The sequence below is a fragment of the Pseudomonas sp. PDM09 genome (assembly GCF_014852305.1).
Lineage (GTDB): Bacteria > Pseudomonadota > Gammaproteobacteria > Pseudomonadales > Pseudomonadaceae > Aquipseudomonas.
In genome coordinates this window covers 850,383-869,480 of the sequence record NZ_JACVBI010000002.1, presented here as the reverse complement: position 1 = coordinate 869,480, position 19,098 = coordinate 850,383, and the positions used below count along the sequence as shown (strand labels likewise).

Here is a 19,098-nt window from a genome sequence, read left to right as displayed (position 1 = left end):
GTTCCCTTTATTGAGCAGAGGACTGGGAGCCCATTCTTACGCTCGTGACCAATACTGTCAACGGTCACCAATCTAATTTTGTTTTCAGTCAGCTTGATGTCCGGATAATCTTCAGTAAACAGGAGGCCTGAGATCCATACAGTAGTATTCATCACCAATTGACAGCTTGTGACCATACGATAGTATGGTCACCAATGTCGATCCCGAGGAAACCTTGATGTCACCCCTCCGCCCCATTGTTTTATTAGTAGGCGCCAGCTTGATGGCCGGCTGCGCGGTCGGTCCGGACTACCAGCGCCCGGACGCTGCGCTTTCGGATCGTTTCCTGGGCCAGTCTTCTATCGAGCAAAGGAGCGGCGCATCACAGGCCAGCCTCACAACCTGGTGGGAGGGTTTTGGCGACCCGGTGTTGAGCGATTTCATCGCCAAGGCCCTGGAACAGAACCTCGACCTTGTCCAGGCATCAGCGCGCGTTGCCCAGGCCCGAGCCGGCCTTGGCGCGGCCAATGCCGCCCTGCTGCCCTCGGGAAATATCAGTGGCCAGGCCGCACGCGCCTATCAATCCGTCGAGACGCCGCTGGGCCAGGTGCTCGATTCGACGCCCGGCTTTGATCGGTACGGAAACGCCTACGAGCTGGACCTAGGCGCGAGCTGGGAACTGGATGTCTTTGGTGGCCTGCGACGCGGACGCGAAGCCGCACTAGCTGAGTACCAAGCCTCCGAGGCCGGTGCCGCCGCCACGAGACTGGCCGTCGCCGCGCAGACTGCTGACACCTACATCACCCTGCGCGGCTTGCAGGCGCGGCTGGACATTGCGAACCGCCAGGTCAAGACCCAGCAGGACTTGCTGGAGAAAGTCCAGCTGCTCTACAGCAAAGGCCTCGCCGCCAGCTATCAGGTCCGCCAGACCGAGGGCGCGCTTGCTCAGGTCCAGGCAACGGTGCCAGTCCTGCAGACCGGCCTGGATGCCGCCATGAATGCATTGGATGTCATGCTCGGCACACCGCCGGGCACCCATCGCCAGCAACTGGCCGGGATCGGCAGCATTCCGCTGCCTCCACAAATTACCGGGATGGGGACGCCGGCTGACCTATTGCGCCGCCGGCCGGACCTCATCGTCGCCGAGCGCCGCCTCGCTTCCTCCAATGCCCGCATCGGCGAGGCCATTGCCGAGTACTACCCGAAATTTTCCCTCAGTGCGTTGCTCGGCAGTGCCACCGCCGTATCGGCCGGGCACCTGTTCTCAGGCGGCGCCAGCCAGGCGTCGGGCGCGCTGGGTCTGCGCTGGAGGCTGTTCGACTTTGGCCGGATCAACGCCCAGATCGACCAGGCCAAGGGACAGGAAGCTGAAGCGCTGGCCGCCTATCGTCAATCTGCGCTACGGGCCACCGAGGATGTCGAGAACGCGTTCTCCGCCCTAGTGAACCGAGAATCCCAGGCCACCACGCTCACCGCAGGCGAAGCGTCATTGAGCGAGGCGCGCCAGTCGTCCTTTATTGCTTATCAGAAAGGTACGGCCAGCCTGATCGACGTCCTCAACACCGACGAGACGCTGCTCCAGGCATCCGATGCCCGGGCACAAGCACGGACCGAATCGGCGCGCGCAGCGGTCGCGGCATTCAAGGCCCTCGGTGGCGGCTGGCAAGCGCCGCAGCCACCACAGCCTGTAGCGAGCCGATGACCGGACATGAACACCAGCCGTTCACTTGGCCCCGTCACTGTTGTTTTCAGTCTTTAAAACCGGAGTCCAGCAACATGAAAACCAACGAGAATTCCTGGGTGCTCATCACGGGCGCCTCCAGCGGCTTTGGCGAGGAGTTCGCCCGGCAATACGCAGCACAGGGAAAGTCCCTCGTTCTAGTAGCCCGCAGGCTGGACAGGCTTGAAGCGCTGTCGGCCCAGCTGCGCGAGCGCTTCGGCATTGAGGTCATCGTCGAGCAGGTAGACCTGTCTTCGATCCCGGCGATTATCGAGCTACACGAACGGCTGACCCGGCGCCGCATTGCGATTGATGTGCTCATCAACAACGCCGGCCATGGATTGCAGGGCCCTTTCCTGGATCACTCCCTTGACCAGTCCCTGGCAATGATCGATCTAGACATCGCTGGCCTGACCACCCTGACTCGTCTCTTCGCCGCAGACATGCGCCCCCGGCATCGCGGGCACATCTTGCACATCGCAAGCCTGCTGTCTTACCAAGGCGTGAAGAATTTCGCGGTCTATTCAGCGGCTAAGGCCTACGTGCTTCGCTTCTCCGAGGCGCTGCATCAGGAACTCAAGGGCGATGGTGTCGTCGTGACCGCACTGTGCCCGGGCCTGTCCGACACCGGGTTTGTCCAAAGCGCCAGTCAGAAACTTACCCCAGCGCTGAAAATGGTGATGATGCAACCTCAACCGGTGGTTCGCGCCGGCATCCGCGCGCTGCAAGCCGGACGCATGAGTGTAGTACCCGGTTTCGGCAACAAGGCGCTCACGGTGTTGACCTGGGCCACGCCACGCTGGCTGCACCAACGCCTGATGGCGAATGTCATGGGTGCATGAGCGGGATATTGCAAGGGACCGGGAGCCGCACAAGCTCCCGGCACACGGCATGTCGCGTTAGAAGCGATAGCTGATTGAGGTACCGAAACCGCTGGCACTGTTGCGGTATTTGGAACTGTACGCACCACGGGTCGCAGAGGTTTCGTTGACCCGCACGCTCTCTTCCTGCAAGTAGGAATAAGCCAGGTCGATCGTTACATCCTGTACCGGCGTCCAGCCGGCACCGAAGCTGAGCACTGTGCGGTCACCAGTTGGAATCCGAGGCCCACGGTTGGTGTTGTTGGCCGGCGACTGATCGACCGACAAGCCTGCGCGCAGCACCCACTGATCGTTCAGCTTATACGCCGCGCCGATTGCATGGGCCCAGGTGTCATGCCAGTTCTGTTCTTCTCTGACAGTACCCAGCGCGCCGCTCAGCAGCGCAGGCAAGCCTGAGTTCTCGATGGTCAGCTCCTTGAAGCGACTCCAGCGTGTCCAGGTGCTTCCCAGATAAAGGGTCCAGTCATCATTGAGCTGATGGGTGAGCGAGAGATCAACCGACTCCGGAAGGTCCACATCCAGCGACGCGTCATAGCTACGCCCGCTGACCCCCACTACACTGAAAATCCCGCCAGTGAGCTTGGACTTGGCGTCCAGGTGATAACTGACCTTGGAGTGATAAGTCAGCCCCAGGCGGGTCTGGTCCGTGGCCTGCACCAGGATGCCGGCATTGAAGCCGAGCGCCGTGTCATCGCCGTTGCTTTTCAGCTTCCCATCGTTGCTGCCGGGGCTCAGAGGATTGGGCACCATCCCGGAGATCTCACCGCTGATCCGGTTGATGGTCGGACCGAACCCAATCGACACCTTGTCGTTGAAGGCATAGCTGACGGTGGGCTGGAAGGTCAGCGTCGTCACTTCGCTTTTGTTGCCGTAGTAACGCCCGGCAAAGTCGCTGCCGTAATCGGTGATCAGACCGAATGGCACATAAAAGCCAACGCCGACGGCCCAGTGCTCATCCACCGGCTTGACGTAGTAACCCATCGGCACCGTGGTGGTCGGCACCATGTCACCGTCTTCCTGGCCACCGAAAGTGCTGCGTGTCTGGCTGATATCGCTCTTGGCAAACAGCGTCGCAGCGCCGAGGCTGACCTGCTCTTTCTTCAAGCGAGACATGCCCGCCGGATTGCCGAAGACGGTGCTCGCATCTTCAGCCGAGGAAGAGCGGCCGGCGAATCCCGACCCCATCGCGCTGATGCTTTGTTCGTTCAGCGCAAAGCCACTGGCAAACACTTGGGATGATGCAAGCGCAACGGCGAGACTCACGGGGGTCTTGAGCAAGATTCTTTTCATTATTAGGACTCTAGGAACAATTGCAGAGGTGGTGGAACAGTTTGTTTTTGTACTAGGTAAAAATCGCCACGGTCTGGCGCGCCCAAAGCACCCGCCGACCGCTTTCGTCCCAGATCTCCATATCCTGTAACGAGTAGCCCTCCAAGGCCTGTTGGCTGAAGGAACTGATGAGAAACCATTCGCCGGCCACGGCGGGCTGCGGCAGATCGATTGTCCAGGAAGCCGAGCTGATGGCCGCAGGCTCTATAAAGCACGTCATAGCGGCAGGCGGCAGACTGTCAGCGAGGGCGATCAGGGCCACCGCCGGGTCAACCCCCTGGGCATCGAGGTGACGGACCCACATCAGCAACTCGGGATTTTCCGCACCGGATACCGGCAGTGAGCCGCCCGCGGGACGCATCTCGAAGTTGAACGCGCAGGCAGGCGCAAAGCTGTGGTCCAGCTCCAGCGTGCGGTACCGCGATGGCCCCTCTACCAACGGGCATCCCCACGCCTCATGGGTAATTTTGCTGGCTCGTGGTTGAGCGAACAGCAAGGTCGTGCGCAACGCCAGTTCATCGCCCGACTTGCAGTCGACCGATACCGAAGTCACGGATCGCCCTTGGCGCAACACGCTTGTATTGAACACCTGGGGCTGCGTGACCGGACCTATGAATGACACTTGCGCCGACTTGAATGGAGGAAAGCCCTGCGGGCGCTCGCGCAGAACCGCCTCCAACGACAACGCCGCCGACAGGCCGCCAAAAATCGTCCGGCCCTGCTGCCAATTGGGCGGAGAAACAAACGGCACGCCCGGATCAAATTGCGCCAGCACCTGAGCAAAGCTCGTCATATCAACGCCCACCCTGTGCACTGAACGCGTACTCGAAGACGGAATCGGAATGGAATGGAATCGGAAAAATGTCGATGCCGACGCATGTTCATGGCAATTCCTCAAAAGCCGATGCGCCATATTTATTCAGGTGACCTTTTGTGTCAATAGTCACAATTTGAGCAAATGGAAACTATTCAGTCAGATGCAAACCAAATGCAAAAAAGTTATTTGGATTGGTGTGGCTGCATCACTGCAGCCACACTCAGGGCATAAGGCTACGCAGGATGAGGTTCGAGGTAAGCGTCGGCGCGACCTCGACGTGATCAAGGCTATGCTGGAGCAACAGAGGATTGACGAAAGGCCGAAGGGTCAGGTGTATCGCTTCTACGGTTTCATCCAGGGGAGTCTTGCGCTCAAACTCTCCACTTTCGCGCCCTTCGCGCACAACCTGTACTACAAACTGCTTGATCCGTGCGTCATACACCAGCGAGCTGGGCCAACGCTCCGAGGCGGCGAATGCAGCGATATCATAGAGCTTGCGGTCGTTGAAAAACAGGTCCAAGCCCGTAGTGATAAGGGTCTTGACCAAGCGACGAAAGCGTTCCGTCGAAGAAATCCCCTCTTCGCTGATAGCCTGCTCCACGGCTGCGACGATTTGTGCCAGGCAGCTTGAGCAAATGGCCTCACCAATCGCTTGCTTGGAATCGAAGAACTTGTAGATGTAAGCCTTGGAAAACCCGATGGCTTTGGCCAAGTCGGAAACCGTGGTTTTGCTGTAACCGTATTGGCTGAAGTGCTCATTGGCCGCCGCGACAATCTGGTCTCGAATGTCGTGATCAGCTGGGCCCCGGGCGCCGGGCGAAGAAATTGGTGGATGGTTCATTCCTGTAGCTTACGCACCCCAAAGGTGGTTGACAACTTGTGACTTATTTATAGCATAGTCACACGCCACCATGCCAGACGTAAGCATGCCCCCCCTTACCATGGTCTTGCTGTGTCGGCATATGGATAGGGTACACCACCGCTGGCCGTCACATTGAGCGTGAGGCCGTCACTGTCACCAAGCATGTAGTCAATACCAGTGATTTGGGCGTGCCGAATCGACATTTCTGAGAGCGCCATCGCGAGCTCCTGAACAGAGTCAGGGCCGGACACTCATCTCGGTACACAAACTGCTCCAGCAGCAAACCGACTCCGTACGCATCAGAATCCTGGACTTAATCCTGGACTTAAACGCACTGGATGGTGCTGGATAGTGCTGGATTTCAGTGGTTCCCGCCGGAACGAAAAAAGGACCCGAAGGTCCTTATTTCAATCGCTTACAGAATTCAGTGGAACTCTGCAGCGCAATATTTGGAGCGGGAAACGAGACTCGAACTCGCGACCCCGACCTTGGCAAGGTCGTGCTCTACCAACTGAGCTATTCCCGCGTCTTGGTGAGGCGCATTCTATAGAATCCACACCCCCCGTCAACCCCTTGATTCAAAAAAAGTTTATTTCTTTTCCACGTCCGTTTTCAGATGCGGCCAGGCAGCCCGCAAGTATTGGACCATGGACCACAACGTCAGGCCAGCGGACACCAACAACAAGGCATAACCCATCAGGACCCAGAAGCTGAAGTCCGAAGGATTGGCCAGCAGGATCACCAGCGCCAGCATCTGCGCGGCGGTTTTCCATTTGCCCAGGTTCGACACCGCTACATGGGCGCGGGCACCGAGTTCGGCCATCCACTCGCGCAGCGCCGAGACAACAATTTCGCGACCGATGATAACGGCGGCCGGCAGCGTGAGCCACAGGTTGCCATGCTCTTGTACCAGCAGAACCAGCGCAACGGCGACCATCAGCTTGTCTGCAACAGGATCGAGGAAGGCCCCGAAAGGAGTGCTTTGTTCCAGACGACGGGCAAGATACCCGTCGAGCCAGTCGGTCGCGGCGGCAAAGGCGAAGACCGAGGCAGACGCCAGATAGCTCCAGTGGTAAGGCAAGTAAAACAGCAAAATGAAGATCGGGATGAGCAGGACGCGTAGAACGGTAATCAGATTAGGGATATTCATCGGCACAACTGGCTACGAGGTGAGTTGGGCATTCTACTCGCTGTGCAGATTTGCATAAATCAACTCTGCGAGCTTTTTGCTGATTCCGGGTGCTTTGGCGATCTCTTCGATGCTGGCACGAGACAGCTCCTGCAATCCACCAAAATGTTTTAACAAATCGCGCCGACGTGTCGGTCCGACACCGGCAACGCCCTCAAGTGTAGACGTGCGGCGAGTTTTGCCACGACGTGCGCGGTGCCCCGTAATGGCGAAACGGTGCGCTTCGTCGCGTATCTGCTGGATCAAATGCAGCGCGGGGGAATCGCCGCGCAAGGTGAACTCATGGGCTGCGTCGTTGAGGTACAGGGTTTCAAAACCGGCCTTGCGCGTCGCGCCCTTGGCCACACCCAAGAGAATCAGGTCTGGCACAGCCAGTTCGTTAAGCACGTCACGCGCCATGGATAGCTGACCTTTGCCGCCGTCGACCAGCAGGATGTCCGGCAACTTGCCCTCGCCGTCCTTCAATTTACTGAAGCGCCGGGTCAAGGCCTGGTGCATCGCAGCATAGTCATCACCCGGGGTAACGCCTTCAATGTTATAGCGGCGGTAGTCGGACTTGATCGGGCCTTCCGGGCCGAACACCACGCAGGACGCCACAGTGGCCTCACCGCTGGAATGGCTGATGTCGTAACACTCAAGACGTTGCGGCGGCTCGTCCAGGTTCAGCACTTCGGCCAGCGCATCGAAACGGGCCGCAACGTGTTGCCGGTTAGCCAGACGTGCGCCCAGCGCTTGCTCGGCATTAGTGACCGCCAATTGCTGCCAGCGCGCCCGGGTGCCTCGTACTCGATGGCTGATGGTCAATTCTCGACCGCGCAGCTCTTCGATGGCTGCGATCAGGGTCGGAAAATCTTCGTGAACCACGTTGACGATCAGCTCGCTCGGCAAGTCCCGTTCGGGACTGCTGATGAAGTATTGGCCAAGAAACGCTGCCATGACTTCAGAAACGTCTTCCTCAATACCCACCTGCGGAAAGAAGTTCTTGCTCCCCAACACCCGACCACCGCGCACGCTGATCAAGTGTACGCAGGCGCCACCTGGGTTGACGAACGCCGCAATCACATCGACATCGCCTGTCCCGCCTTCCATGCTCTGCTGGTCCTGGACCCGACGCAGCAATGAGATCTGGTCACGCAGCTCGGCGGCGCGCTCGAATTCGAGGTTGACCGCCGCCTCTTCCATGGCCGCAGACAACTCGTCCGCCAGAGCGTTGCTGCGCCCTTCAAGAAACATCACCGAGTGGCGTACATCTTCGGCATACACCTCGGGCTCCACCAGCCCCACACACGGCGCCTTGCAGCGTTTGATCTGGTATTGCAGACAAGGTCGAGCCCGGTTCTTGTAAAAGCTGTCTTCACACTGACGAACGAAAAACGCCTTTTGCAGCAGGCTCAGGCTTTCGCGAATCGCACCCGCGCTGGGATAAGGGCCGAAATATTTGCCCTTGGCCTTTTTCGCCCCGCGATGAATGCTCAAGCGTGGGAACTGGCCATCCGAGAGAAAGACATAAGGGTAGGATTTGTCGTCGCGCAGCAGGATATTGTACGGCGGACGCCATTCCTTGATGAGCGTCTGCTCAAGCAGCAAGGCCTCGGTTTCGTTGGCCGTGATGGTGGTTTCGACTTGGGCAATACGGCCTACCAGCGCAGCAGTCTTGGGGGCAAGACCAGCTTTGCGAAAGTAACTCGCCAAACGCTTCTTGAGATTTTTCGCTTTGCCTACATAGAGCAGGCGCGCATCGCTGTCGAACATGCGATAGACGCCCGGCCGACCACTGACTGTCGACAGAAAAGCACTTGGATCGAAGATTTCAGTCATTTTCAGAGGCTGGCATCAACCATGCCGTGACGAACCGCCAGCAGCGTCAATTCGACATCGCTGCTGATCGAAAGCTTCTCGAAAATACGGTAACGGTAGGTATTCACTGTTTTGGGCGACAGGCACAGTTTGTCGGAAATGATCTGCACCTTCTGACAACCGACAATCATCAACGCAATCTGGATTTCCCGCTCCGACAAGGCATCGAAGGGCGAATCATTGGTTGGCTGGAACGACTTGATCGCCAGTTGCTGGGCAATTTGCGGGCTGATATAGCGTTGCCCGGCAAACACCAGGCGGATGGCCTGAACCATTTCCGGCAATCCGGCGCCCTTGGTCAGGTAACCTGCGGCACCTGCCTGTAACAACCGGGTGGGAAACGGATCTTCTTCGCACACGGTGACCGCGACGACTTTGATGTCCGGATGACTGCGCAGTAATTTGCGCGTGGCTTCGAGACCGCCGATCCCGGGCATCTTGACGTCCATCAGCACCACATCGGGTTTCAACTCACGCGCTTTGAGCAGGGATTCCTCCCCTGACTCGGCCTGACCGACTACTTGCAGGCCATCGATGTCAGCCAGCATTCGTGTAATGCCTGTACGAACGAGATCATGGTCATCGACTACTAGCACCCTAATCAAGCAGACACCTCGCGAATTGGTCTTATTGGGTTGTCGGACACCTTAGCAAAAAGCAACTGGCAGACCTAGCGGAAAGCAGCATTTAAAAAGTGTCAAATCTTCTTGCGAGGCTTGCCGCCAGTGTGTTTCAGCGATGCAGTCCATTGATATCACGCTGCATTCTCAGGAAACACTGGTCTTTGCCGACCACCTTCAGGCCTTTTCTTTCGTAAAGCTTTTTTGCCGGATTATTTTCAAAGACGGTCAGACGCAATGCCGGACGTCGCTCCTTGCATGCCATGGCGAATACCTGATCGATCGCCCAGGAACCGGCGCCCTGCCCCTGGTACGCTTCGAGTAAATGCAATTCGCGGATATACAAGGCTCTGGCGTCACGGCTCAAGCTGACGTAACCCATCACCGTGTCCTCCCACACAATCAGCCAGTTTTCCCGCCCCTCCCAGGCGACATCGAAGGCCTCGTCCAGCCACAACAGCTCATGTTGAATGTAGTAGCGAAGCATATTTCGACAAGTCAGGTCACGGGCAAAGTCCAGGTCCCGAGACGTTGCCGGACGCAATTCGAAACCCATTCAAGCCTCCGCCACAGCCACGACTTGCCCCTTCCATCCGTCAGCGTTGCGGCGACCAACGACCATAAGGTTCCCCGTACCCGGCGCCACCACAATCAACGTCCCGTCCGCCGCCCAGATTGCACTGCGCCCTGCCGACTCCCAGCCACCCGTTGCGCCACCATGATTGGCCATCAGAACCGCCATCGAGTGAGTGCAAGCATAGCCTTGCAATAGTGCGGTATCCGGAGCGTAACCGTTTTCTGTGATCAACACGCCCGCGGCATATAGATCAGCACCCTGCCGTGCCGCGGCTGCCGCGTGACTGGCGTGAGAAAAATCGGCGCAGACCGCCAGCGCGACGGTGCCGGTACCGATCTTTAATGTCGAACCGCCCGTTCCCGGAGCAAACGCCACCTCCTCGCCCGGGTGCAGATGCTGCTTGCTGTAAACCCCAAGCGAACCATCGGCGCCCAATACCAGAGCTCCGATCAATACCGACGAATCGTCTGATAGACGAATCGGCATCCCAACGACACTGGTCACACCGACTTCCCGCGCGAAATCGCGCAGCGGTTGCAGCACCCCGGCGTCTGGCGCTATGGCCAGCTCCGCCGCCAAGCCGCGTTCGTACCCGGTCAGTGACAGTTCCGGAAACACCAGCAATTGCACGCCTTGCTCTGCAGCAACCTGCATGAAGCGCCGATGCCTAGCCATATTGGCGGCAAGATCACCGGCGATAGAGATCGATTGAGCGGCGGCAATAGTCAGTGTCGTCATGGTTCGTCCTTGTGACGTTGTGGTTGTTGGGCGCAGCGCAAAGTGTGTCACAACCCCCGACGTACTCAAGCGATAGACAAGCCCGTGATCATCGATAGCATTTTCTGATTGAATCCGCGTACCGGCCTCTAGTAAGCTCGGCGCATTCATCGGAGACAGACCATGCTCAACGCCCTCTCACAGCTTCGTACCGCCAGCGCCGCGCGCTCGGTTGCGGCTGCCCGGGTGAATGACGTTTGTACTTCGGTCAGCTTTTATTTTGGGTATTGGTTTAGCCACTGGCGCGCCTGATACCCACACGGCGCCCACTTTAAACGGGTCGCCACCAGAGAATTCTCAACCCCCGGTCGGCCTCCCGACCGGGGGTTTTGTTTTTTCAGCCCTGAACATTTTTAGCGTCACACCAGACAATTTGAGGATTCACGACATGAACTACGCCACTTATTACCGTTACGACAGTTTTACCGCCTGGCGATTTACCAGCCTCCGCTCGGGACAGCCTGCCGCCTCCGATCGGTCACCCACAGGTGGCAAGCACACACACGCAGCCAATCCGGCCAATTGTCGAACACCCCAATAGGGCCGAGCGCGCGGGAACGAACCCGCCGCCAGCCCAGGAAGCCCGAATATGAACTCGTCCGTCTCTGCTCTGCCGCTGTCCACCTTGAACCCTGCCAATGAAGCGCTGACCTTGCGTCTGCCCAGCTCATTGCAACTCAAACAGCAGTTACCCCTCAGCAACGCCCTGACCCAGCAAGTCGCCGCCCACCGCCAAGCGGTTCGCGCGATCCTCAACGGTGAAGACTCCCGTCTGCTGGTCATCGTCGGTCCGTGCTCGATTCACGACCCCCGTTCCGCCCTCGAATACGCTACCCACCTTGCCCGCCTGGCTGCCGAAGTCAGCGATGAGATGCTGCTGGTGATGCGCGCCTACGTCGAAAAACCGCGCACCACGGTGGGATGGAAAGGCCTGGCCTACGACCCGCATCTGGATGGCAGCGACGACATGGCCGGCGGTTTGACGCTGTCCCGACAATTGATGCGCGAAATGCTCCAGCTGGGCTTGCCCGTTGCCACCGAGCTGCTGCAACCGATAGCCGCCGGCTACTTCGACGACCTGCTGAGCTGGGTCGCGATTGGCGCCCGTACCACCGAATCACAGATCCACCGGGAGATGGCCAGCGGCCTGAGCATGCCGGTTGGGTTCAAGAATGGCACCGATGGCGGTGTGGCTGTCGCCAGCGATGCCATGCGCTCGGCCGCCCATCCGCATCGCCATTTCGGTGTCGATAGCCAGGGACACCCTGCGATTATCCAGACACCAGGCAACGCCGATACCCATCTGGTATTGCGTGGCGGCCATCGCGGGCCGAACTACGACCGTGACAGCATCGCTCAAGTGCACAGCGATTTGACCCGGCTCAAGATTCCGGCGCGGATCATGGTCGATTGCAGCCACGCCAACAGCGGTAAAGACCCATTGCGTCAGCCAGCGGTGTTCAACGACGTGCTTGAACAGCGCCTGCAGGGTGATCGATCGTTGATTGGCATGATGATCGAAAGCCATCTGTTCGAAGGTTGCCAAGCGCTGAGCCCATCGCTGCGTTACGGGGTGTCAGTAACGGATGGCTGCCTTGGCTGGACCGGGACAGAACGGTTGTTGCAGCAGGCAGCCGAGCAACTTCGTGCGCAGCGCTGTACCCAACAGCCGAAGTGACCAGTGCCCGCCTTCCAGATCTCCAAGCGAAAACTGGAAGGCGGTTGCCTTAAGCCGGTTACGACTGCACTTGTACCAACGTGACTTCGGACTGTTGGCTCACATCGTCGAGACGTTCGACCGAATAGGCTACCCGGACCGTCAAATCCCGATGCTCGCGCCAAAATCTGTAGGGAACGATAAATACCAGCGGTTGACCGGCCATTTCCCTTGAGATCTCACGATCATCGCGATGATTGAAATGCTCCCCGTCACATTTCAGATAAACCAGCTCACCCTCTTCTGCCTGGGCATTGTCGATCACGACGGTGACACCATCGATCGCATCTTGCAGATCCAGCCAACCCTCATCGGCCTCCAGTACAGAGGGCGGCAATAGCGGTCCTCGCTCCAGAGGGCCGATCAACAACTGTGCAGGCTCCGAGAAGCGAGGCTCTTGGCCTTCTTTCTCGACGCAATAGCTGATCGTAATGGTTGCACCAAGGTTGGGAGCAATCGACTCGGGACTTACCCAGAACGACAGTTCGCCACCCACTGCAAAGGATTCGATTTTCAATGTGTCATTGAAGCTTGATTGTGGCGTACCGCCGGCCCAGGACAGCAAGACCCGATCTCCAGCCGCCATCCGGGGATACGGCCTGATCGTAACGCGGGCGCCCTCGGCGACCCTGTCGGGATCAAGTGTGCCACCCACCGCATCGTTCACAATCACAGGCAGCAGATCCGGCCGGACATCACCGACGCTCAACTGTAAACGCCCGGACTCCAAAGGCTCACAATGGAGCGCGCTGTACAGCGTGTAGTAAACCTCGAGCGACCCGCCGTCCAGTGCGGCGATGTGTACGTCCGACACAGTAAAGACAATCACCCTGTCCACCTGGGCTTCGCTGACGAACCGCGACACTTCATGCCGATACGCCACACCCTCTGCATCGATACCTGACCAGGACAAGACCAGCTTGTCTCCGCAGGCCATGGCCTGATAAGGCGCAACAGTGACAATGGCCTTTCTTTCGGACGGATCCAACATGGCGTTCTCCGCCTGGTCCAGCCGAGGTGCCGCCATGTATTGCTCTACAACATTCAGGTTTGCCGCTTCATAAATAGTCATTCATACGCTCCAGTCCTTGGAATAAATGCCGCCTTGAAAGTCGGCATCGAACGAAGCCTATTGAACCCCACAGTGCTGATTCGTGATGCAGGGCAAAGGCGTCGGCTTGCACGGAAAAATGACGTTTCACAAGTAGGTCATTGCGAGAAAGCGTTCAACCATCGTTAAAAAGATGTCCAGATATTCCGACCAAGACCTCATGTTCATCCGAACTTTCGTACTATTTCTATTCCGTTTTCATCGGGTTATAGCGGCTTTTTCATACATCGCCGAGCAGCTGGTGTGCTTTAGAGTGCCCCCCTTGAACACACACCTGACCTACTGCGAAAAAGGAATCTACATGCTACGGAATGCAACCACTCACTATCCGATCCTGCTGGTCCACGGGCTCTTCGGCTTCGATCGCATCGGCAACCTGGAATTGTTCCATGACGTCAAACTGGCCCTCAGAAGCGCCGGCGCCAGGGTCTTCATCCCGCATCTGTCGGCTACCCACAGCAATGAAACCCGCGGCGAGCAACTGTTGGCGCAGATCGATCGGGTACTGCTGGGAACCGGTGCAAGCAAAGTCAATCTGATCGGTCACAGTCAGGGGGCGCTTGCGGCACGGTATGCAGGAGCGCTGGCACCCGAGGTGGTCGCCTCGGTGACATCGGTCAGCGGGCCGAATCATGGCTCGGAACTGGCCGACTTCCTGCGTAAGGCACTGATCCCCGGACGCCTGCCGGAACACGTTGCCGGAGCGGTGGCCACGCTGTTCGCCGATTTCCTGTCATTGCTCAGTGGCAACCGGCATCTACCGCAAAACGCCATTGCTGCGCTCAATGCACTGACCACCGAAGGCGTTGGCGCCTTTAATGACAAGTACCCGCAAGGGTTGCCAAAAACCTGGGGGGGCAAGGGGCGCGATCAGGTCAATGGTGTGCGCTACTATTCCTGGAGCGGCATTTTGCAGGGGGACATCCTCGATGAGGGACTCCATGCACTCAATCCGCTGCACGGGTTTCTGCGGGCCTTCTCCCACTATTTCACCACCGAAGCCGAGCAGAATGACGGTATGGTCGGTCGATTCAGTTCCCATCTGGGCAAAGTGATCCGTTCGGATTATTCGCTGGATCATCTGGATAGCCTCGGCCAGACAACCGGTCAGGTCCGCCGGGGTATCGACCCGATTGCCCTGTATGTGCAACATGCCGAACGCTTGCGAAATGCCGGCCTTTAAAACGCTGCATGAAACAGACGGAACTTTGAGGAAGAAATAGCCCACTGAATCCGGTAGGCTCCGCATTTTATTGAACATTGAATGGAGTATTGTCCCATGGCCAAAGCCACTGCCCGTCACATCCTGGTTTCCAGCGAAGAAAAGTGCAACGAACTCAAGGCCCAGATCGAGGCTGGCGCCGATTTCGCCGAAGTCGCAAAAGCCAACTCCTCCTGCCCTTCCAGCCGTCAGGGCGGTGACCTGGGTTCGTTCGGCCCGGGCCAGATGGTCAAGGAATTCGACACCGTGGTCTTCAGCGCGCCGATCAACGTGGTGCAAGGCCCGGTCAAGACCCAGTTCGGTTACCACCTGCTGGAAGTGACCAGTCGTCAGGACTGATCAGCGCTTTGAGTTTGCTACATAACGGCCCGCCTTTTGGCGGGCCGTTGTGTTTTCGTTACGTGATACGGCTGGCGAGGGACGCGCCGCTAGCGTACAAATTGTGGTTATCCACCACCCGGCTCTAAGGCTGACAATGCGACTGGCTTTCCCCACTTTGTTGTTCACTGCCGTGGCGCTGCTATTAAGTGCCGCTGGTGTGAATGCTGCACCGCAACATGCGTTGACCGTGTACGGTGAACCGGCGAAATATCCCGCTGGCTTCAGCCATTTCGCCTACACCAACCCGCGCGCGCCCAAGGGCGGCACGATGCGTCGCTCGGCGATGGAAATCGGTCATTTCGACCATATGCTGCCGTACATCGACAAGGGCACGGGTGTCACGCAGATCGACGGCTTGATCTACTCGCCCCTGGCCCAGCGTTCGCTGGATGAGCCCTATACCGTTTACGGCCTGGTCGCCCAACAGATGGAGCGTTCCGACGACGGACTGTCGCTGCGTTTCTACCTGAATCCGAAGGCCCGTTTCGCCGACGGCAAGCCGATCACCGCCGAAGACGTGCGCTACACCTTCGACCTGCTGATGACCCAGGGCAGCCTGCGCTATCGTACGCAATTCGCCGACGTCAAAGGCGTCGAAGTGGAGTCACCACTCACCGTTCGGTTCGACTTCAAGAGCAACGAAAACCGTACCCTGCCCCTCGACCTCGCGACCTTGCCGGTATTTCCCGAGCACTGGTGGAAAACCCGCGACTTTGCCAACGGCGGTGGTTACGAGCCGCCACTGGGCAGCGGGCCGTACCGCGTGAGCAAGGTCGACTCCGGGCGCAGCATCACCTTCGAGCGTAACGCCGACTGGTGGGGCAAGGATTTACCGGTCAGCCGTGGCCTCTACAACTTCGATCATTTCAGCATCGAGTATTTCGGCGATACCGATGTCGCCCGCCAGGTCCTGCGAGGTGGCGCCTACGACTACAACCGCGAGTTCTCCGCCACCGCCTACTCCATCGGCTACGAAAGCCCGGCCCTGAGCGACGGTCGCCTGCAAAAGGCTCACTTGGCCAAAGAGGCACCGCAATCGGCTCAGGGCTTTGTGTTCAACCTGCAAAACCCGATGTTCCAGGACCGTCGCGTGCGTCAGGCCCTGGCCATGCTCTGGGATTTCGAGTGGAGCAACCGGCAGATGATGCGCGAGATGTACATCCGCCAGCAGAGCTACTTTTCCAACACCGACCTCGCTGCCCGAGAACTGCCCGACGCAGGTGAACGGGCGATTCTCGAACCGCTGCGCGGGCAGATCCCCGACGAAGTCTTCACCCAGGTCTTCGAAGCACCGAAAACCGATGGCAGCGGCATGATTCGCGACAAACAGTTGCAAGCCCTGGGTTTGCTCGAACAAGCCGGGTGGAAACCCGATGGCGATCAACTGGTCAACGCCCAAGGCCAACCGCTGAGCTTCACTTTCCTGGTCAGCCAGAACGGCATGGACCGACTGCTGTTGCCTTATAAGCGCACCCTGAAACAAATCGGCATCGACCTGAATATTCGGCGCATCGACGCGTCCCAGTACGTCAACCGCCTGATGTCCCGGGATTACGACATGATCGTCACCGGCTACCCGGTCACCACCTCGCCGGGCAACGAGCTGTACAACTATTTCGGCTCGGCGGCGGCCAACGATCCCGGTTCCAACAACTACATGGTGCTGAAGAACCCGGCGGTCGATACGCTGGTCAACGGCCTGGTTCGCGCCACCACCCAGGCTGACATGCTGCGCTACGCCCATGCCCTGGACCGCGTCCTGCAATGGAACTTCTATTGGATTCCCAATTATTACCCGCCGGGCAGCTCGACCGTGTGGTGGAACCGCTTCGGCATTCCCTCTGTGCAAGCGAGCAATGACGCAGCCATCGAGAGTTGGTGGGAAGTGAGCTCCACCCCGCTGACCAATCAACAAATGACCGCCGAGCTCATCAAACGCGGCAAGCCCGGAGGACCGCACTGATGTGGACTTACATACTACGGCGCCTGCTACTGATCATTCCGACACTGGTGATCATTCTTCTGGTCAATTTCGTCATCGTCCAGGCCGCGCCCGGTGGCCCGGTGGAACAGGCCATCGCGCAGTTGCAGGGCATTGGCGGTGCGAGTGTCGGTGGCAGTTCCAGCGAAACCATGCATGACAGCTCACGGGCCAGTCGAGGGCTCGACCCGCAGCTGATCAAAGAGATTGAAAAGCAATATGGCTTCGACAAACCGGCCCCGGAACGTCTGTGGCTGATGCTCAAGAGCTACGCCCGCCTCGACTTCGGCAAGAGCTTTTTCCGTGGTGCCACGGTCACCGACCTGATCCTGGAAAAAATGCCGGTGACCATTTCTCTCGGGCTCTGGGCCACGTTGATCACTTATCTGGTGTCGATTCCTCTGGGCATCCGCAAGGCCGTGCATCATGGCAGCCATTTCGATATCTGGAGCAGCACCGCGATCATCATCGGTTATGCCATGCCGGCGTTCCTGTTCGCGATGTTCCTGATTGTGGTGTTCGCCGGCGGCACCTCATTGAACTGGTTCCCGGTGCGCGGGCTGGTCTCGGACAATTTCGAGTCGCTGTCGACCCTGGGCAAAATCACCGATTACTTCTGGCACCTGGTGCTGCCAGTGACAGCGCTGGTGGTTGGTGGTTTCGCCACCCTGACCATCCTCACCAAGAACTCCTTCCTCAATGAAATCACTCGCCAATACGTGGTCACCGCCCGAGCCAAGGGCTTGAGCGAACGCCGGGTGCTTTACGGTCATGTGTTTCGCAACGCCATGCTGCTGGTGGTGTCGGGAATTCCGCAGGCCTTCATCAGCGTATTTTTTGCAGGCTCACTGCTGATCGAAGTGATTTTCTCCCTCGATGGCCTGGGTCGCTTGAGTTACGAAGCCGCGGTTTCACGGGACTATCCGGTGGTATTCGGTTCGCTGTTCATCTTCACCTTGTTCGGCCTGCTGATAAAACTCATCGGCGACCTCTGCTACACCCTGGTCGACCCACGCATCGACTTCGCCGCGAGGAACGCCTGATGTTCAAGCTCTCGCCGCTGGGCCGTCGCCGTTTCGAGCGCTTCAAGAAAAACCGCCGTGGCTGGTGGTCGCTGTGGTTGTTTATCGGCCTGTTCCTGCTGACCCTGGGCGGCGAGCTGATCGCCAACGACCAACCGCTGGTGGTCAGTTATCAGGGCTCGCTGTACTTCCCGGCATTCAAACGCCACACCGAACAGGAGTTTGGTGGGCAATTGCCGTTCCAGGCCGATTACCGCAGCGATTACGTGCAGAAGCTGATTCATAAGGACGGCGGCTGGATGTTGTTTCCTCCGATCCCGTTCAGCGACGACACGCCCAATTACGACCTCAATCAACCGGCGCCGAGCCCGCCGTCGAAGGTCAACTGGCTGGGCACTGACGATCAAGCCCGGGACGTGCTGGCCCGGGTGATTTTCGGGGCGCGGGTGTCGATTCTGTTCGCGCTGGCCCTGACCTTCATCAGCGCCTTGATCGGCATCGCCGCCGGCGCGCTGCAAGGCTACTACGGGGGTTGGGTCGACCTGATCGGTCAGCGCTTGCAGGAAGTCTGGTCGGGGCTGCCGGTGCTGTACTTGCTGATCATTCTGTCGGGCTTCGTCGAGCCGAATTTCTGGTGGCTGCTGGGGATCATGGCGCTGTTTTCCTGGCTGGCCCTGGTGGACGTGGTGCGCGCCGAGTTCCTGCGCGGGCGCAACCTCGAATACGTCAAAGCCGCCCGTGCGCTGGGCCTGACCGACCGCAAGGTGATCGTGCGGCACATTCTGCCCAACGCGATGAACGCCACCCTGAGCTATTTGCCGTTCATTTTGACCGGGGCGATTTCCACCCTCACGGCGCTGGATTTTCTCGGCTTCGGCATGCCGGCTGGCAGTGCATCACTGGGTGAGTTGATTGGTCAAGGCAAGCAGAACCTGCAAGCGCCGTGGCTGGGGCTTACGGCGTTTTTCACCCTGGCGCTGATTCTTTCTTTACTGGTGTTTATCGGGGAGGCATTACGTGATGCCTTTGATCCTCGGTCTTGAAGCGGACTGTTGA

17 protein-coding genes and 1 tRNA gene are annotated in these 19,098 nt (G+C 58.6%); 8 read left to right on the top strand and 10 right to left on the bottom strand.

Going from position 1 to position 19,098, the window contains the following annotated elements; all coding sequences use genetic code 11:
* Window positions 1–217: 217 nt before the first annotated feature.
* Together IB250_RS08615 and IB250_RS08610 are read left to right on the top strand one after the other, a co-directional pair.
* Window positions 218–1,681 carry an efflux transporter outer membrane subunit gene (locus IB250_RS08615; RefSeq protein WP_192343813.1) on the top strand — a complete coding sequence of 488 codons (1,464 nt, stop codon included), beginning with the start codon at window positions 218–220 and terminating at the stop codon, window positions 1,679–1,681.
* Window positions 1,682–1,755: 74 nt separating this feature from the next.
* Window positions 1,756–2,541, top strand: coding sequence for an SDR family NAD(P)-dependent oxidoreductase (locus tag IB250_RS08610; protein ID WP_192343769.1), 786 nt, complete (start codon window positions 1,756–1,758; stop codon window positions 2,539–2,541).
* Between the two features lie 57 nt (window positions 2,542–2,598).
* Here the strand turns inward: IB250_RS08610 and IB250_RS08605 are convergent, their stop codons facing one another.
* The 9 genes from IB250_RS08605 to IB250_RS08565 all read right to left on the bottom strand — a co-directional run bounded on the left by IB250_RS08605 (window position 2,599) and on the right by IB250_RS08565 (window position 10,569).
* Window positions 2,599–3,870, bottom strand: coding sequence for an OmpP1/FadL family transporter (locus IB250_RS08605; RefSeq protein WP_192343768.1), 1,272 nt, complete (start codon window positions 3,868–3,870; stop codon window positions 2,599–2,601).
* A gap of 52 nt (window positions 3,871–3,922) precedes the next feature.
* Window positions 3,923–4,702 carry a thioesterase family protein gene (locus IB250_RS08600; protein ID WP_192343767.1) on the bottom strand — a complete coding sequence of 260 codons (780 nt, stop codon included), beginning with the start codon at window positions 4,700–4,702 and terminating at the stop codon, window positions 3,923–3,925.
* A 244-nt stretch (window positions 4,703–4,946) separates the two neighbouring features.
* Window positions 4,947–5,567: a TetR/AcrR family transcriptional regulator gene (locus IB250_RS08595; protein ID WP_123494982.1), complete on the bottom strand. Its 621-nt coding sequence runs from the start codon at window positions 5,565–5,567 to the stop codon at window positions 4,947–4,949.
* A gap of 471 nt (window positions 5,568–6,038) precedes the next feature.
* Window positions 6,039–6,114 (bottom strand) — tRNA-Gly (locus tag IB250_RS08590).
* Between the two features lie 63 nt (window positions 6,115–6,177).
* Entirely contained in the window at window positions 6,178–6,738 is a 561-nt protein-coding gene (gene pgsA, locus IB250_RS08585) for a CDP-diacylglycerol--glycerol-3-phosphate 3-phosphatidyltransferase (protein ID WP_008066866.1), read from the bottom strand.
* A gap of 33 nt (window positions 6,739–6,771) precedes the next feature.
* On the bottom strand, window positions 6,772–8,595 hold the full coding sequence (uvrC, locus tag IB250_RS08580; RefSeq protein ID WP_063340136.1) for an excinuclease ABC subunit UvrC: 1,824 nt from the start codon (window positions 8,593–8,595) through the stop codon (window positions 6,772–6,774).
* A gap of 2 nt (window positions 8,596–8,597) precedes the next feature.
* Complete coding sequence (gene uvrY, locus IB250_RS08575) at window positions 8,598–9,239, bottom strand: UvrY/SirA/GacA family response regulator transcription factor (protein WP_008015884.1); 642 nt, start codon at window positions 9,237–9,239, stop codon at window positions 8,598–8,600.
* A gap of 127 nt (window positions 9,240–9,366) precedes the next feature.
* The gene (locus IB250_RS08570) at window positions 9,367–9,810 is read right to left on the bottom strand and encodes a GNAT family N-acetyltransferase (RefSeq protein ID WP_192343766.1); all 444 of its coding nucleotides are present in this window, start codon (window positions 9,808–9,810) and stop codon (window positions 9,367–9,369) included.
* Complete coding sequence (locus tag IB250_RS08565) at window positions 9,811–10,569, bottom strand: carbon-nitrogen hydrolase family protein (RefSeq protein ID WP_192343765.1); 759 nt, start codon at window positions 10,567–10,569, stop codon at window positions 9,811–9,813.
* Between the two features lie 628 nt (window positions 10,570–11,197).
* On the opposite strand from IB250_RS08565, the gene IB250_RS08560 reads away from it, so the two are divergent.
* On the top strand, window positions 11,198–12,286 hold the full coding sequence (locus tag IB250_RS08560; RefSeq protein ID WP_192343764.1) for a 3-deoxy-7-phosphoheptulonate synthase: 1,089 nt from the start codon (window positions 11,198–11,200) through the stop codon (window positions 12,284–12,286).
* 58 nt (window positions 12,287–12,344) lie between these two features.
* On the opposite strand, the gene IB250_RS08555 is transcribed toward IB250_RS08560, so the two are convergent.
* A complete protein-coding gene (locus IB250_RS08555; RefSeq protein ID WP_192343763.1) occupies window positions 12,345–13,397 on the bottom strand; it encodes a hypothetical protein in 1,053 nt (350 codons plus the stop codon).
* Between the two features lie 340 nt (window positions 13,398–13,737).
* Here IB250_RS08555 and IB250_RS08550 point away from each other — a divergent pair, with 340 nt between their 5' ends.
* From IB250_RS08550 to IB250_RS08530, 5 genes are all read left to right on the top strand, one after another.
* Window positions 13,738–14,619, top strand: a complete 882-nt coding sequence (locus IB250_RS08550) for an esterase/lipase family protein (protein WP_192343762.1) — start codon at window positions 13,738–13,740, stop codon at window positions 14,617–14,619.
* Between the two features lie 96 nt (window positions 14,620–14,715).
* Window positions 14,716–14,997 (top strand): peptidylprolyl isomerase, encoded by a 282-nt coding sequence (locus tag IB250_RS08545; RefSeq protein WP_007898306.1) that lies wholly within the window; start codon window positions 14,716–14,718, stop codon window positions 14,995–14,997.
* Between the two features lie 136 nt (window positions 14,998–15,133).
* Window positions 15,134–17,002 (top strand): extracellular solute-binding protein, encoded by a 1,869-nt coding sequence (locus IB250_RS08540; RefSeq protein WP_192343761.1) that lies wholly within the window; start codon window positions 15,134–15,136, stop codon window positions 17,000–17,002.
* Window positions 17,002–18,063: a microcin C ABC transporter permease YejB gene (locus IB250_RS08535; protein WP_192343760.1), complete on the top strand. Its 1,062-nt coding sequence runs from the start codon at window positions 17,002–17,004 to the stop codon at window positions 18,061–18,063. The genes IB250_RS08540 and IB250_RS08535 overlap by 1 nt, the downstream gene beginning before the upstream one ends.
* Entirely contained in the window at window positions 18,063–19,085 is a 1,023-nt protein-coding gene (locus IB250_RS08530) for an ABC transporter permease (protein ID WP_123495006.1), read from the top strand. The genes IB250_RS08535 and IB250_RS08530 overlap by 1 nt, the downstream gene beginning before the upstream one ends.
* Window positions 19,086–19,098 lie beyond the last annotated feature (13 nt).